The sequence below is a fragment of the Achromobacter sp. GD03932 genome (assembly GCF_029839485.1).
Taxonomy (GTDB): Bacteria; Pseudomonadota; Gammaproteobacteria; order Burkholderiales; family Burkholderiaceae_B; genus Achromobacter; species Achromobacter bronchisepticus_A.
The window spans coordinates 1-15,014 of sequence record NZ_JAOCAT010000060.1 but is presented as its reverse complement, the minus strand read 5'-3'; the positions used below and the strand labels follow the sequence as shown (position 1 = coordinate 15,014).

Genomic DNA, 15,014 nt, shown 5'->3' with positions numbered 1-15,014 from the left:
CGGATTCCGTCGGGCTTATCGACGCCCCGCGCCTCCCGGGCCACCGACGCACCGGGCGTCTTAAGAACCAACGACGCCCATCAAGACAAACCAATCAATTCAAACTAGCACCCGAGATCTTCACAATCTCCTGATACTTCGCCTTCTCGCTCTTGACGAACTCGGCAAACGCCTCAGGCGTCATCGGCGCAGCCTCAGACCCCATCGTCAGCAAGCGCTGCTTCACATCCGCCTGCTGCATCGCCTCCGAGTAAGCCTTGTTCAGCTTCGCCACCACCGGCGCCGGCGTACCGCCCGTCGTGAACACTCCGAACCAGGTCCCCAGGTCAAAACCCTTGATCCCCGACTCTTCCACCGTAGGCACATCCGCCAGCAGCGACGAACGCTTGGCGGTGGTCACGGCCAATGCCTTGACCTTGCCGTCCTTGATCAGCGGCGCCGAAGCCGCCAGGTTATCGAACATGAAATCCGACTGGCCCGACAGCAACGCCAGCTGCGCAGGCGCCGCGCCCTGGTAAGGAATGTGCTCGACATTGATCCCCGCGCGCGCCTTCAACAGCTCGCCCGACAGATGGCCCGCGCTGCCATTGCCGCCCGAACCGTAGTTCAGCTTGCCCGGATTCTTCTTGGCGTAGTCGATCAGATCGGCCAGCTTCTCGATCTTGTTCTTCTGCGCGAACTCGACGTTCATCACCAGCACATTGGGCACCGAGGCCACGATGGTCACCGGCGCGAAATCCTTCACCGGGTCATACGGCAGATTGGCGAACAGCCAGGGATTGATGGCGTGGGTCGCGACCGCGCCCATCACCAGCGTATAGCCGTCGGCCGGCGCCTTGGCCACCAGGTCGGCGCCGATGTTGCCACCCGCGCCCGAACGGTTTTCCACGATGACCGGCTGCCCCAGCGAGCCGCGCACCTTCTCGGCCAGCATGCGGGCCATGGTGTCCAGCGGGCCGCCGGGCGGGTAAGGCACGACGAAGCGCAGCGGCTTGGTCGGGAAATCGGTGGCCTGGGCCAGCGCCGGAGCGCCGAAAGGCAGGGTGGCGGCCAGCGCCACGGCGCCTTGCAACAGGGCGCGGCGCACAGCGCTGCGGGGGGTCTGCGTCATGATGTTGTTCTCCTCGCTTCGGATCAATAGCGGTCAGTAGCATACCGCAGCGAGGAATCAGGCGTAACAAAGAGATACCAGCAGAACCCCCGGCTGTTCACGCCGCTGCCCCCGCCGCGGCAACAGGCCGCCCCAAGAAAAAACCGCCCGAAGGCGGTTTTGAAGCATCAGTGCAGGATCTGGCTCAAGAAGAGCTTGGTCCGGTCGTTCTGCGGATTGTCGAAGAACTCATCCGGGCTGTTCTGCTCGATGATCTCGCCGCGGTCCATGAAGATCACGCGGTTGGCGACCTTGCGCGCGAAGCCCATTTCGTGGGTCACGCAGATCATGGTCATGCCGCTTTCCTGCGCCAGGTTGACCATCACGTCCAGCACTTCCTTGACCATTTCCGGGTCCAGCGCCGAGGTCGGCTCATCGAACAGCATGATCTTGGGGCTCATGCACAGCGAACGCGCAATCGCCACGCGCTGCTGCTGGCCGCCCGACAGCTGGCCGGGGAATTTCTTGGCCTGGTCCGGAATGCGCACGCGCTCCAGGTACTTCATGGCCGTGGCCTCGGCTTCGGCGCGCGGCTTCTTCAGCACCCACATGGGTCCCAGCGTCAGGTTCTCCAGCACCGTCAGGTGCGGGAACAGGTTGAAGTGCTGGAACACCATGCCGACGTCCTTGCGGATGGTTTCGATGTGCTTGAGGTCGTTGGTGAGTTCCGTGCCGTCCACGATGATGTGGCCCTTCTGGTGCTCTTCCAGGCGGTTGATGCAGCGGATCATGGTGGACTTGCCCGAGCCCGACGGCCCGCACACCACGATGCGCTCACCCGGCGCGACGTCCAGGTTGATGTTGCGCAGCACGTGGAACTGCCCGTACCACTTGTTCACGTCCTGCAATTTGATGATGGCATCAGACATGCCTGTACTCCCGTAAGTATCGCGGTGCGCGTCCGCCCGGGGCGGACGCGCTGCAAAGTTCTAGCGTGCGTGTCCCGTGGCCAGGCGTTTTTCCAGCGCCTGGCTGTACTTGGACATGGAGAAGCAGAAGACGAAGTAGATGAGCGAAATGAACAGGTACGCCTCCACCCCGAATCCGCGCCATGCCGCATCGGACAAGGCCGCCTTGGCCGCCAGCGTCAGGTCGAAGATGCCGATGATCACCACCAGCGAGGTGTCCTTGAACAGCGCGATGAAAATGCTGACCAGCGGCGGAATCACGATCTTCAGCGCCTGCGGCAGGATGATCTTGCGCATCTGCTGCCAGTAGTTCAGGCCCAGCGAATCCGCGCCCTCGTACTGGCCCTTGGGAATCGCCTGCAGGCCGCCGCGCACCGTTTCGGCGATGTACGCCGCCGCGAACATGATGATCGCGATCTGCGCGCGCAACAGCTTGTCGATGGAGAAGCCTTCAGGCAAGAACAGCGGCAACATCACCGACGACATGAACAGCAGACTGATCAGCGGCACGCCGCGGATCAGCTCGATGTACACGACGCACAGCGCCTTGATGGCAGGCATCTTGGAGCGCCGGCCCAGGGCCAGCAGCACGCCGATGGGGAAGGCGAAGGCAATGCCGAACGTGGACAGGATCAGCGTCAGCGGCAGGCCGCCCCAACGCGCGTTTTCCACGTAGGTCAGGCCGAACACGCCGCCCCACATCAGGAGCGCCACGGCCGTCAGGCCCACGGTCCAGATGACGGCGAGCTTCCAGTTCCAGAAGCGGCGGATGCCGCTGCAGACGATCACCGCCACCAGGATGATGGTTGCGATCAGCGGACGCCATTGCTCGTCGTAGGGATAGGTGCCGAACAGGATCAGCCGGTGCTTCTCGATGATGAACGCCCAGCAGGCGCCCCCGGAAGCGCGGCATTCCTGCGCGTTGGCCGCGGAGAAGTTCGCCTTGATGAAGGCCCATTCCACCAGCGCCGGCACTGCCATCAGCAGGAACCAGGCCAGCAGCACCGTGATGAGGATGTTCAGCGGCGACGAGAACAGGCGCGACTTGATCCAGGCCCAGGCGCCCACGTGGGTGCTGGGCGGCGGCAGGCCTTCGGCGGGGATATGCGAAGTGCTGCTCATATCAACGCTCCACCAGCGCGATGCGCTTGTTGTACCAGTTCATGAATATCGAGATCGACAGGCTGACCGTCAGGTACGCGGCCATGATGATGAGGATGCCCTCGATGGCCTGGCCGGTCTGGTTCAGCGTGGTGTTCACCACCGACACGATGTCGGGGTAGCCGATGGCCACCGCCAGCGAGCTGTTCTTGGTCAGGTTCAGGTACTGGCTGGTCATCGGCGGGATGATCACGCGCAGCGCCTGCGGCAGCACCACCAGGCGCAGCACCTGCTTGCGGCGCAGGCCCAGCGAGCCGGCAGCTTCCCACTGGCCATTGTTGACCGCCTGGATGCCCGAACGCACCACCTCGGCGATGAAGGCCGAGGTGTAGATCACCAGGCCCGCCATCAGGGCGGCGAATTCCGGCGACAAGGTCAGGCCGCCCGAGAAGTTGAAGCCCTTGAGCTCCGGCATGTCCAGGGTCAGCGAAGCGCCGCTGACCAGCCAGCCGACGATGGGCAAGCCGATGAGCAGGCCGATCGCGGCGCGGCCCAGCGGAAACACGCGGCCGGTCGCCTCCTGGCGCTTCTTGCCCCAGTGGCCCAGCAGGATGATCGCCACGATGGCCAGGCCCAGTCCGGCCAGCATCCAGTCCAGCGAATTGCCTTCCAGCCCCGGCACCTTCAAGCCGCGGTTGGAGATGAAGACGCCGGGCAGCGGATTGTGCGCCTGGCGCGGACCCGGCATGTTTTCCGTGATCAGCGCGTACCAGAAGAACAGCTGCAGCAGCAGCGGCACGTTGCGCATTATCTCGACGTAGACCGAGGTGATCTTGGCGACCAGCCAGTTCTTGGACAGGCGGCCGATGCCAATGAGCGTACCGAGGATGGTCGCCAGCACGATGCCGATGACCGCCACGCGCAGCGTGTTGAGCAGGCCCACCAGGATGGCGCGGCCATAGGTGTCCGCAGGGGTATAGGCGATGGGCGTTTCGCCGATCGCGAAGCCGGCCTCGCGGTCCAGAAAGCCGAAGCCCGTGGCGATGTTGCGCACGGACAGGTTGTGCAGCGTGTTTGAAACCAGGAACCACACGGCCCAGGCCACCGCGGCCAGCGCCAGGACTTGATAGACCACGGAGCGCACCCCGGGATCGTTCCAGTTCAGACGCCGGGGAGGTGCCGATGCAGGCGCGCTTTTATTGGGAGTATTCATGAGTAAATCTACAGAAGTCGGACACCGGGCGGCGAAGCCGGTAGGGCCGCGCCACCCACTCCTGCCACCCGCCCGAGGGCGGGAGAGGAAAAACGGAGCGCGGGGCTCCGTTTTTCCAGGCAGCCGTGTGTTAGCGCACCGGCCAGCCGTACATCAAGCCACCTTGCTTGTAGGAAGCATTAAGACCGCGCTCCAGCTTCATCGCGCTGCTCTTGCCCAGCGTGTTTTCGAAGCTCTCGCCGTAGTTGCCCACGTTCTTGATGATGTTGTAGGCCCACTTGTCATCCACGCCCAGGTTCTTGCCCATGCCCGGGGTCACGCCCAGGATGCGCTGGATGTTGGGGTTCGGGCTCTTGGCCATTTCATCGACGTTGGCCTTGGTGATGCCGTATTCCTCGGCTTCGAGCATGGCGTTGAGCGACCAGCGCACGATGTTGAACCATTGCTCGTCGCCCTGGCGGACCATGGGGCCCAGCGGCTCCTTGGAGAAGTCTTCCGGCAGGATGATGAACTTGTCCGGGTTCTCGAGCGTGGTGCGGGTGGAAGCCAGCTGCGACTTGTCGGTGGTGAAGGCGTCGCAGCGGCCGGCCGAGAAGGCACGGATGATTTCGTCGTACTTGTCGATCACGACCGGCTTGAATTCGATCTTCTGGCCGCGGAACCAGTCAGCCAGGTTCAGTTCGGTGGTGGTGCCGGGCTGCACGCAGATGGTGGCGCCGTTCAGTTCCTTGGCGCTCTTGACGTTCAGGTCCTTGGAGACCATGACGCCCTGGCTGTCGTAGTAGTTCACGCCCACGCCGATCAGGCCCAGCGTCGTGTCGCGCGTCAGCGTGACGGTGGTGTTGCGGGTGAGGACGTCGACTTCGCCGGACTGCAGCGCAGTGAAGCGTTGTTGCGTGTTCAGCGGGGTGAACTTGACCTTGGTGGCGTCGCCGAACATGGTCGAGGCGATGGCGCGGCACAGGTCCACGTCGATGCCCTTGTATTCGCCCTTGCTGTCAGCGATGGAGAACCCCGGAATGCCCGTCGAAACCCCGCACTGGACAAACCCTTTTTTCTTGACGTTATCGAAGGTTGCGCCCGCATTGGCAGCCGTGGATGCAGCAAACAAAGCGGCGCCGATCGCAGCGAGTTTCAGTACTTTCATCGTGTTCTCCGTGTGGGATAAAGCGAAGTAGCACGCAGGCCGGGTTGGGTCCACGTATGGGGCGGATGGTAGCGTCCGCGCAGCACGCGGCGCATCCGGGAATTCCCTTGAAATATAGGGACACTGGGTGAAATGAAACGCTGTTTTCTACCAAAAATGGGGGCACTGTTTGAGCCGGGACAAACGCGCCCGGACGCCTTGCGCGCAAATATTTGTCCGCCCCTCGTCCAGGCGGTTTAGGCCACCTTAGTGTCCCCGAGTTACTATTGCGGCTTCATCTGACAGCCGCCATGATCGAATTCCAGCACGTATTCAAATCATATGGTCGCGGCCGCAATATCCTGGCCGACATCAACTTCCGCGTGAGCGCGGGAGAATTCGTTTTCGTATCCGGGCCGTCCGGCGCCGGCAAGTCCACCTTGCTCAAGCTGATCGGCGGGCTGGAGCCCGCCAGCCGGGGTTCGATCCAGGTCAACGGCCAGCGGCTGGACAAGCTGCCCGCCCGCGCCCGGCCGTACCTGCGCCGCGCCGTGGGCGTGATTCTTCAGGACACGCATCTGCTGTTCGATCGAAGCGCGTTCGAAAATGTCATGCTGCCGCTGGCGGTTACCGGCCACGCCTGGGACTCGGCCGCGGCGCGCGCCCGCGCCGCCCTGGACAAGGTGGGACTGTCCGGCAAGGAAGACCTTAATCCGATCGAACTGTCCGGCGGCGAACAGCAGCGCCTGGCGATCGCGCGGGCCATCGTGAACCGGCCCGCCATCCTGATCGCCGACGAACCCACCGCCAACCTCGACCACGACAACGCGCAGCGCATCATGAATGTGTTCCGCGACTTCAACCGCGTCGGCGTGACCACGCTGATCGCCTCGCACGACCAGGACCTCATGGCGCGCTACGCCACCCGCACCTTGCGCATCGACCCGGGCAAGTTCGCCGACTCCCAGGGTTCCGCAACGCCGCCGCCTGAGGCCGGCGCGGGACAACCCGGTATCGGACAGCAGCCGGGCGCCGCGCCCGGCCGCGCCTACCCGGGAGAGTCCGCATGAACGCCTGGCTGCGGCAACATCGCTATGCGCTGCTGGTCACCCTGCGCCGGCTGATCAAGCAACCGTTCTCCTCCCTGGCCAACCTGCTGGTCATGGCCTTGGCGCTGGCGCTGCCGCTATTGGGCAGCGCCATCCTGGTTTCGGTCCAGCCGGTGGCGCGCCAGATGTCGGTCACCCCCGAAGTCACCGTCTTCATGCGCGTGGACGCCCCCGCGGGCGCCGCCGCGGACGTGGCCAAACGCATCCAGGACGAATTCAAGGACGACATCCGAGCCGTGCGCGTGGTTGGCCGCGAGGACGCCTTGGCGGATCTGCGCGCCAACCCGGCCTGGCAGCAGGCGCTGGCCGTGCTGCCGGGCAATCCGCTGCCGGACGCGGTGGTGGTGACGCTGGCCGATCGCGACAACCTCGCCGGCCGGGCCGACAAGCTGGCCGCCTCCTGGAAACAATGGAACCACGTCGACCTGGTGCAGCTGGACAGCGCCTGGGTGCAGCGCCTGGAGGCGATCCTGCGCTTTGCCCGCATCGGCCTGGCCTTCCTGGCCGCCTGCGTGGCGGTGGTGGTGCTGGCGACGGTCTTCAACACCGTGCGTATGCAGGCGCTCTCGCAACGCGAGGAGATCGGCGTGGCGCGGCTGGTCGGCGCCACCGAATCCTTCGTGCGCCGCCCCTTCCTCTACCTGGGCGCGCTATCGGGCGCGGTGGCCTCGCTTCTGGCCATCGGCGTGGCGGCGGTCGCGCTGTCGCCGCTGAACGACGCCCTGGTCGGGCTGGCCCGCAGCTACGGGGCCGAATTCGCCCTGCACCTGCCAGGCCCGGCCGTGCTGATCGGCGCGGTGGTGGCTTCGGCCGCCCTGGGCGCCCTGTCGGCCCGCTGGTCGGTTACCCGCAGCACGCGCTTCTGACGCGCGGCGCCTAAAGCTCCGTATAAAGCCCCTTCTTCCCCGTGATCCGGGGAACGACTTCCGCCCGCCTGTGTAGGATGCTTGCATGCCTGCCCGCGGGCGTCTTCGGCTTTGGGCCGCGCTGCAAAAACAGGACACATTACTGCGCCCGTTACATAGCAATTCACCCGCTGGAAGCTTGAGTATGCAAGAATAAAGCGACATTTTTTTACATATTTTGATACATACCTGATTTCCGAGCTGCCAACTTCGTGTCCCAATCGTTGTTCTTGCCCTTAATCGAGTCCCATGGCCGCCCGTCTTGAAGCCCGTGCGACGCGCCACTATTTCGACAGCGCGTTCCAGTGTCAGGCGGTGAAAGTACTGCCCAACGAGTACTACGTCACCAACGAAGACCTGATGATCTCGACCGTCCTGGGATCGTGCGTCGCCGCCTGTATCCACGACCCGGTCACGGGCGTGGGCGGCATGAACCATTTCATGTTGCCGGAGGGCGACATGCAGTCGCCCGCCTCGGCCACCATGCGCTATGGCGCCTTCGCCATGGAAGTGCTGATCAACGAACTGCTGAAGGCCGGCGCGGTGCGCGACCGGCTCGAAGCCAAGGTGTTCGGCGGCGGCGCCGTGCTGTCCGCCATGCAGCAGATGAACATCGGCGAACGCAACGGCCAGTTCGTGCTGAGCTATCTCAAGACCGAAGGCATCCCCGTCAAGGCGCAAGACCTGGGCGACGTGCACGCGCGCCGCATCAACTACTTCCCGCGCGACGGCCGGGTGATGGTCCGCAAGATGGCGCCGCACCACCAGCGCGCCGAGGAAATCATCGCCAAGCGCGAACAGGCGGCCGCCCAGAGCGTGCAGGCCAAGACCGAAACCCCGCAGCGCGTCGAGCGCTTCACCCGCCCCGGCGTGGAACGTTTCGACCGCCCCGCCCGTCCGGGCGTGGAACGCTTCGACCGTCCCGCCCGCCCAGGCGTGGAACGCTTCGACACCGCCCTGACCCGCCGGCGCCGCACCGAGACCACAAGCGACTGAAGGGCCGCGCACGCGCATCGCGCCGCATGCGCCCCTACAATCAGCGCATGTCCACCGTCCGCCTGTTCTACGCCCTGTGGCCTGCCCCCTCGCTGGCCGCCCAGCTCGCGACCTGGGCGGAGCAGGCGCGTCCCGGCTGCGGCGGGCGCGCCATGCGCACGGAAACCCTGCACCTGACCCTGGCCTTCCTGGGGCCGGTGGACGCGGCGCTCGCCGACGAGCTGGCCGCGGCGACTCCTGAACGCCGCCTCGCCCCCGACGACATCCTGCTGGACCGCTACGGCGTCTTCGGCCGCCAGCGCATCCTGTGGGCTGGCCCCGGCGACACGCCCGCGGGCCTGCAGGCCGCCCACGATGAGCTCTGGCTGTGGCTGTCCGGCTTCGGCCTGGCCGCGCCGCCCCAGCCTTTCCGCCCGCACGTCACCCTGCTGCGCAACATCGAGCGCGCCAGCCCCCCTGCCGAGGCCCCCGCCCCCCTGCCCTGGCGCTACGACCGCATGGTGCTGGTCGCCTCCGAATCGCAATCGGGCGGCAGCCGCTACCGCATCGTGACGCAGTCCCGGCCGCAAGCCTCCTGACCTCCCGCTCTGGCACAATCAGCCGGTTGCCACCCCCCGGGACCGCCATGATCATCCTGCTGGACCAAGACGGCGTGCTCGCCGATTTCGAACACGCCTTCATCGACGCCTGGCGCGCGCGCCATCCTGACATCCCGCCAGTGGCGTTCGAGGACCGCAAGTCCTTCTACATCCGCCAGGATTACGCCCCTGAGCTGCGCGGCATGGCCGAAGCCATCTACACGGCGCCCGGCTTCATCCGCGACCTGCCGCCGGTACCCGGCGCGCTGGAAGCCATCAAGGAATTGCTGGCGCTGGGCATGGACGTGCGCATCTGCTCCTCGCCCCTGTCGCAGTTCGAGAACTGCGTGGCGGAAAAGTATCTGTGGGTGGAAAAGCACCTGGGCCGCGAAGCGACCAACCGCCTGATCCTGACCAAGGACAAGACCCTGGTGCACGGCCACCTGCTGATCGACGACAAGCCGCTGATCGAAGGCGCGGTCAAGCCGCGCTGGAAGCACATCCTGTTCGACGCGCCCTACAACCGCGAGGTGTCGGACCGCCCCCGCATCAGCTGGCAGAACTGGCGCAACGTACTGGCCGGAGAGCTGTATACGGCAGATGAGTGAGTCCTGTTCAGCAGCCGCGATTTGGGACTATTCTGTGTTGCTGTAGCCCCACCCCGGAGGAGCCTGCGCCATGAATCTGTACCGTCTTCTGAAGCAGCGTGAAGCCGATCACAAGCCCTTGCGTGTTGCATTGCTGGGCGCCGGAAAGTTCGGCGCAATGTTCATGAGCCAGGCCCCGCGCACGCCCGGGATGAGGCTGGTCGCGGTCGCCGATCTGGTACCCGACCGGGCCCGCGCGGCGCTTACCCGCGTCGGCTGGCCCGCCACGGCACTCAATGCCGCCAGCACCAATGATGCGCTGAAGAACGGCAAGGTCTATTTCTGCGACGACCCCCACGCCGTGATCGCCAGCCCCGATGTCGATATCGTCATCGACGCCACCGGCCAGGCCGCCGCCGGCATCAGCCATGTGCTGGCCTGCTGCGAATACGGCAAGCACATCATCATGGTCAACGTCGAGGCCGACGCGCTGGCCGGCCCGCTGCTGGCGCGGCGCGCACGCGAAGCCGGCATTGTCTATTCGCTGGCCTACGGCGACCAGCCCGCCCTGATCTGCGAAATGGTGGACTGGGCCCGCGCCAGCGGTTTCGAGGTCATGGCCGCGGGCAAGGGCACCAAGTACCTGCCGGAATTCCATACCTCCACGCCGGACACCGTCTGGCCCTATTACGGCTTCACCGCCGAGATGGTCGCGGCCGGCGACTTCAACGCGCAGATGTTCAACAGCTTCCTCGACGGCACCAAGAGCGCCATCGAGATGGCCGCGGTTTCCAACGCCACCGGGCTGCTGCCCTCGCCGTCCGGCCTGCACTTCCCGCCCTGCGGCGTGGACGATCTGGCGCGCGTGCTGCGGCCGCGCGAAAGCGGCGGCATCCTGCACCACCGCGGTCAGGTCGAGGTGATTTCCTCGCTGGAGCGCGACGGCCGCCCGGTGTTCCGCGACCTGCGTTGGGGCGTGTACGTGACACTGGCCGCCGACAGCGATTACGTGCGCCGCTGCTTCAAGGAATACGGCCTGGTCACGGATCCCAGCGGCAACTACACCGCCATGTACAAGCCCTATCACCTGATCGGGCTGGAGTTGGGCATCAGCGTGGCCAGCGTCGGTTTGCGGCGCGAACCCACCGGCGCGCCCGCCGGCTGGCATGGCGACGTCGTCGCCACCGCCAAGCGCGACCTGCCGGCCGGACAGATCCTGGACGGCGAAGGCGGCTACACGGTGTACGGCCGGCTGATGCCGGCGCGCGATTCGGTCGATGAAGGCTATCTGCCGCTGGGCCTGTCGCACCAGGTCAAGCTGAAGAACCCGGTGCGTCAGTCCCAGGCGATCCGCTGGGCCGACGTGGAGTACGACGAAAGGTCCACGGCGGTGCAGTTCCGCCGCGAAATGGAACAGACCTTCGCCTAGAGTCCGCCCGCGCTGCGGGCAGTCCCCCGCGCCCTAGACCGGCGCCGGCCGCTCCGCCTGGAACAGGCGCAGACGATCCGCGGCGTTGCGCAGGTGCTGGTCGGCGGCGCGGCCAGCGGCGTCCGGATCGCCCGCGTCGATGGCGGCGAAGATCGCCTGATGCTCGCTTTGCACTGCGGCCATGCGTTCGGTGTACATGCGCGCCGTGTTGTTGCGCGCGCTGCGGATGACCCGGCGCACATTGGCTTCCAGGTAATCGTTCAGGGCCACCAAGTGCGGATTATGGGTGGCCTGCACGATGGCGTGGTGGAACTGGTAGTCCTCTTCGTCGCCCAGCTTGTCGTTGAGCAGCGCATATTCCATGCCCACCAGCGCCTGGCGCATCTTCTTCAGGTCCGCATCGGTGCGGCGCTGCGCGGCATAGCGCGCGGCGGTGACTTCGATGGACAGCATCAGCTCCAGGATGTGTTCCAGTTCCTGGTTGTCGCCCGGCGTGGGCGCGGCAATGCGGAAGGCGTTCTTCTGGAAGTTCGGGTCGACGAACACTCCGCTACCTTGCTGCGACGTGATCAGGCCTTCGGACTTCAGGCGCGCCAGCGCTTCGCGCACGACGGCGCGGCTGACCGAATAGGTTTCCGTCAGCTGCTTTTCCGTGGGCAGGCGATCGCCGGGCGCGAGCACGCCCTGGCGGATCTGCTCCGCCAGCGCGTCGCCCAGCGCCGCCGAAAGCGAACTCTTGGGCGCGGCGCGCGGCGGATCCTGTTCTTGGTTGGGCTGCATGGTCGAATGGTGGAAACTTGCGGGCGGCGCGCAGGCGCGCCGCCTCTTGTTTATGGGAATGCCCGGAGGAGCGGCCGCGGCATGGACAGCCGCGCCATCCTGGGACTTTACGCGATATAGATGCCGCCGTTGACCTGCATGACTTCGCCCGTGACGAAACCGGCCAGCGGCGAGCACAGGAACGCGATGGAGCCGGCGATTTCCTCGGCCGTGCCGTAGCGGCGCAGCGGCGTGCTTTCCAGCAGCTGCGCGCCCTTTTGCCCGATCAGGTCCTGGGTCATGGAGGTGGCGATGATGCCCGGCGCCACCGCGTTCACGCGGATCTGCGGCGCCAGTTCCAGCGCCAGGCTGCGCGTGAAGCTCTGCACCGCGCCCTTGGACGCGGAGTAGGCCGCGTGCGCATAGCTGCCGCGCTGGGCCGCCAGCGAGGTCAGCAGCACGATGGCGCCGTCATGGCGCAAGTGGCGTTGGGCGGCGCGGCACACATAGAAGGTGCCGTCCAGGTTCACGCGCATCAGCGTGCGCCAGGCCTCGTCGCTGGTGTCCTTGACCAGCTGCTCCGGGTAGATGCCGGCGCAATGCACCAGATGGTCCAGCCCACCGAAATGCTTGGCCGCGGCCTCGAACACGCGTTCGCAGTCGGCCGATGCCGACACGTCCAGCGCGTGCGTGTAAACGCGCTGCCCGCTGGGATCCAGCTCGGCCGCCACCTCTTCCAGACGCGCGTTGTCGATATCGGTCAGCACCAGCCGGGCGCCATGTGCCGCCATCAGCCGCGCCGTCGCCAAGCCGATGCCATTGCCCGCGCCGGTGATGGCGGCAACCTTTCCTTCGAACGAAATCATTCTGTCTCCTGTAGCACGCTCGTACGCGGGCTGAGCGCCGTTCCAGCGGCCGCGGAAATTCCGATTGGACTCCCGAAACCGCCGCTTGACACGGGAAAAACGCTTGCCCTATGATTTATCGGACAACTTAATAAAGTTGCCTGACAACTTATTCCGAAAGCGTAAAGCAACTGACGCTTTCAGGCAAGAGAGTCGGGAACGACACAGCGGCAAACCGCTACCCAGGCAGGGGACAAACAGGTGGAAATCACCGGCAGCACTACCGTTTTCGCGATCGCGGCGGACCCGATCGCGCACGTCAAGACGCCCCAGCGGCTCAACAACCTGCTGCGCGAGCGTGGCGTGGACGCGGTCATGGTCCCGTTCCATGTGGCCCCCGACGCCTTGCCCGGCCTGTTCGCCGGCATCCGCGGGCTGGCCAATCTGGGCGGCATCGTCGTGACGGTGCCCCACAAGGAACATGCCGCCGCCCTGTGCGACGCGCTGACGCCCTCGGCCCAGTTGAGCGGCGCGGTCAACGCGGTGCGCCTGCGCGACGGCGTGCTCACCGGCGGCAACTTCGACGGACTGGGCTTCGTCGCTGGCCTGCGCAGCCAGGGCCACGATCCCGCCGGCCGCCACGTTTACCTGGCCGGCCTGGGCGGCGCCGGCAAGGCCATCGCCTGTGCCGTGGCCGACGCCGGCCCCGCCAGCCTGCGCCTGTACAACCGCAGCGCCGACAAGGCGCTGTCCTTCGCCGCCCATCTGGGCCGCCAATATCCCGGCCTGGCCATCAGCGTGGCCAGCGCCACGCCCGAGGCTTGCGACATCGCCATCAATGCGACCTCGCTGGGCCTGAACGACACCGATCCCCTGCCCTTCCAGCTGGACGCGCTTGCCGCCGGCACCGTCATCGCCGACGCCGTCATGAGCCGCGTCGATACGCCCTTGCTGCGCGCCGCCGCCGCGCGCGGATGCCGCACGCATCCGGGCCTGTACATGCTGGAAGGACAGATTGCCGAAATTGCCCGGTTCCTGGGCATAGAAGAGCCGCGCAAGCCCGCCCGCGTGCTTGCCTGATCAACACATTCACCACACTCCCGTCCCACGGAGGAGACACGCATGAAATTGGCTTTCACCACCGGCCTGCTGTGCCTGGCCGGCATCGCCGCATCGGCCCAGGCCGCGCCCGTCAAGATCGGCCTGATCGAGACGCTGTCCGGCCCGCAGGCCTCGACCGGCCTGATGTTCCGCGCCGCGGTCAAATATGAGCTGGACCGCATCAACGCCGCCGGCGGCTGGAACGGCCAGCCGCTGGAACTGGTCGAGTTCGACAACCAGGGCGGCCCGGTGGGCGCGTCCGACCGCTTCCGCGCGGCCGCCGCCGAAGGCGTGCAGATCCTGGTGCAGGGTTCGTCGTCCGCCATTTCCGGCCAGCTGACCGAAGACGTGCGCAAGCACAACCTGCGCAACCCGGGCAAGGAAGTCGTGTTCCTCAACGTGGGCGGCGAGGCGCTGGAACTGACCGGCCAGAAATGCCACTTCTACCATTTCCGCTTCACCACCAACGCAGACCTGCGCGTGAAGGCGCTGGCCTCGGTCATGTCGGCCGACGGCACGCTGGGCAAGCGCGTGTACGCCATCAACCAGAACTACTCCTGGGGCCAGGACATGGAAGGCGCCACCGAGCGCTTCGCCAAGCAGTACGGCTATGAAGTGGTCGGCAAGACGCTGCACGAAGTCAACAAGATCCAGGACTTCGCGCCCTACGTGGCGCGCATCCGCTCGTCCAACCCCGACACCGTCATCACCGGCAACTGGTCCAACGACCTGCTGCTGCTGATGAAGGCCACGCAGGCCGCGGGTCTGAAGGTCCGCTTCGCCACCGTGTTCCTGGACCAGGTGGGCAACCTGGCCAACGCCGGTGAAGTCGCGCTGGGCCATTACATCGCCCACCCCTACAACATCGAAGCCGCGGGCGAGGAAGGCGCCAAGTTCGCCGAGGACTACAAGTCCAAGACCGGCCACTACCCCAGCTATACCGAGCCGCAGACCGTGATCGGCATCCGCTTCCTGGGCGAAGCGCTCAAGCAAGTGCAGCCGCAGGACGGCAAGCTGTCCGTGCCGCAACTGGCCGGCGCGCTGGAGAAGGTCACCTACACCTCGTCGTTGGGCACCTACACGATGCGCGCGGAAGACCACCAGGTGCAGCTGCCGATGGTGGTGTCCAAGGTCGGCAAGAACGCCAAGTACAAGGCCGACGGCACCGACATGGGCTTCGAGCCGGTCAAGGTGCTGGCCGCGGCCG

General features: G+C 65.8%; 15 protein-coding genes. 8 read left to right on the top strand and 7 right to left on the bottom strand.

Annotated elements, in window-relative coordinates:
* Positions 1-94 precede the first annotated feature (94 nt).
* From N5C88_RS31080 to N5C88_RS31060, 5 genes are all read right to left on the bottom strand, one after another.
* A complete protein-coding gene (locus tag N5C88_RS31080; protein ID WP_059379098.1) occupies positions 95-1,111 on the bottom strand; it encodes a tripartite tricarboxylate transporter substrate binding protein in 1,017 nt (338 codons plus the stop codon).
* Positions 1,112-1,278: 167 nt separating this feature from the next.
* Positions 1,279-2,019 carry an amino acid ABC transporter ATP-binding protein gene (locus tag N5C88_RS31075; protein ID WP_042795434.1) on the bottom strand — a complete coding sequence of 247 codons (741 nt, stop codon included), beginning with the start codon at positions 2,017-2,019 and terminating at the stop codon, positions 1,279-1,281.
* Between the two features lie 60 nt (positions 2,020-2,079).
* On the bottom strand, positions 2,080-3,180 hold the full coding sequence (locus tag N5C88_RS31070) for an amino acid ABC transporter permease (RefSeq protein WP_280016898.1): 1,101 nt from the start codon (positions 3,178-3,180) through the stop codon (positions 2,080-2,082).
* A 1-nt stretch (position 3,181) separates the two neighbouring features.
* Positions 3,182-4,372, bottom strand: a complete 1,191-nt coding sequence (locus N5C88_RS31065; protein ID WP_118933915.1) for an amino acid ABC transporter permease — start codon at positions 4,370-4,372, stop codon at positions 3,182-3,184.
* Positions 4,373-4,502: 130 nt separating this feature from the next.
* Positions 4,503-5,519 (bottom strand): amino acid ABC transporter substrate-binding protein, encoded by a 1,017-nt coding sequence (locus N5C88_RS31060; protein WP_059379103.1) that lies wholly within the window; start codon positions 5,517-5,519, stop codon positions 4,503-4,505.
* Between the two features lie 290 nt (positions 5,520-5,809).
* Between N5C88_RS31060 and N5C88_RS31055 the strand changes: the two genes are divergently transcribed.
* The 6 genes from N5C88_RS31055 to N5C88_RS31030 all read left to right on the top strand — a co-directional run bounded on the left by N5C88_RS31055 (position 5,810) and on the right by N5C88_RS31030 (position 11,102).
* Positions 5,810-6,568: an ATP-binding cassette domain-containing protein gene (locus tag N5C88_RS31055; RefSeq protein ID WP_118933916.1), complete on the top strand. Its 759-nt coding sequence runs from the start codon at positions 5,810-5,812 to the stop codon at positions 6,566-6,568.
* Positions 6,565-7,473: a permease-like cell division protein FtsX gene (locus tag N5C88_RS31050; RefSeq protein ID WP_280016896.1), complete on the top strand. Its 909-nt coding sequence runs from the start codon at positions 6,565-6,567 to the stop codon at positions 7,471-7,473. Before N5C88_RS31055 ends, N5C88_RS31050 begins: the two co-directional genes overlap by 4 nt.
* Positions 7,474-7,761: 288 nt before the next feature.
* Complete coding sequence (cheD, locus tag N5C88_RS31045; RefSeq protein WP_059379106.1) at positions 7,762-8,508, top strand: chemoreceptor glutamine deamidase CheD; 747 nt, start codon at positions 7,762-7,764, stop codon at positions 8,506-8,508.
* A 47-nt stretch (positions 8,509-8,555) separates the two neighbouring features.
* On the top strand, positions 8,556-9,086 hold the full coding sequence (thpR, locus tag N5C88_RS31040) for an RNA 2',3'-cyclic phosphodiesterase (RefSeq protein ID WP_059379146.1): 531 nt from the start codon (positions 8,556-8,558) through the stop codon (positions 9,084-9,086).
* A 47-nt stretch (positions 9,087-9,133) separates the two neighbouring features.
* Complete coding sequence (locus tag N5C88_RS31035) at positions 9,134-9,694, top strand: 5'-3'-deoxyribonucleotidase (protein ID WP_059379108.1); 561 nt, start codon at positions 9,134-9,136, stop codon at positions 9,692-9,694.
* A 70-nt stretch (positions 9,695-9,764) separates the two neighbouring features.
* Positions 9,765-11,102 carry a Gfo/Idh/MocA family oxidoreductase gene (locus N5C88_RS31030; RefSeq protein WP_059379109.1) on the top strand — a complete coding sequence of 446 codons (1,338 nt, stop codon included), beginning with the start codon at positions 9,765-9,767 and terminating at the stop codon, positions 11,100-11,102.
* Positions 11,103-11,135: 33 nt separating this feature from the next.
* On the opposite strand, the gene N5C88_RS31025 is transcribed toward N5C88_RS31030, so the two are convergent.
* Both N5C88_RS31025 and N5C88_RS31020 read right to left on the bottom strand, forming a co-directional pair.
* Complete coding sequence (locus N5C88_RS31025; protein ID WP_059379110.1) at positions 11,136-11,882, bottom strand: FadR/GntR family transcriptional regulator; 747 nt, start codon at positions 11,880-11,882, stop codon at positions 11,136-11,138.
* A gap of 107 nt (positions 11,883-11,989) precedes the next feature.
* A complete protein-coding gene (locus N5C88_RS31020) occupies positions 11,990-12,727 on the bottom strand; it encodes an SDR family NAD(P)-dependent oxidoreductase (protein WP_059379111.1) in 738 nt (245 codons plus the stop codon).
* Between the two features lie 240 nt (positions 12,728-12,967).
* Here N5C88_RS31020 and N5C88_RS31015 point away from each other — a divergent pair, with 240 nt between their 5' ends.
* Both N5C88_RS31015 and N5C88_RS31010 read left to right on the top strand, forming a co-directional pair.
* Positions 12,968-13,786 (top strand): shikimate dehydrogenase, encoded by an 819-nt coding sequence (locus N5C88_RS31015; RefSeq protein ID WP_280016894.1) that lies wholly within the window; start codon positions 12,968-12,970, stop codon positions 13,784-13,786.
* Between the two features lie 42 nt (positions 13,787-13,828).
* Positions 13,829-15,014: branched-chain amino acid ABC transporter substrate-binding protein (locus N5C88_RS31010; RefSeq protein ID WP_280016893.1), on the top strand; the 1,186-nt coding region annotated here is incomplete at its 3' end.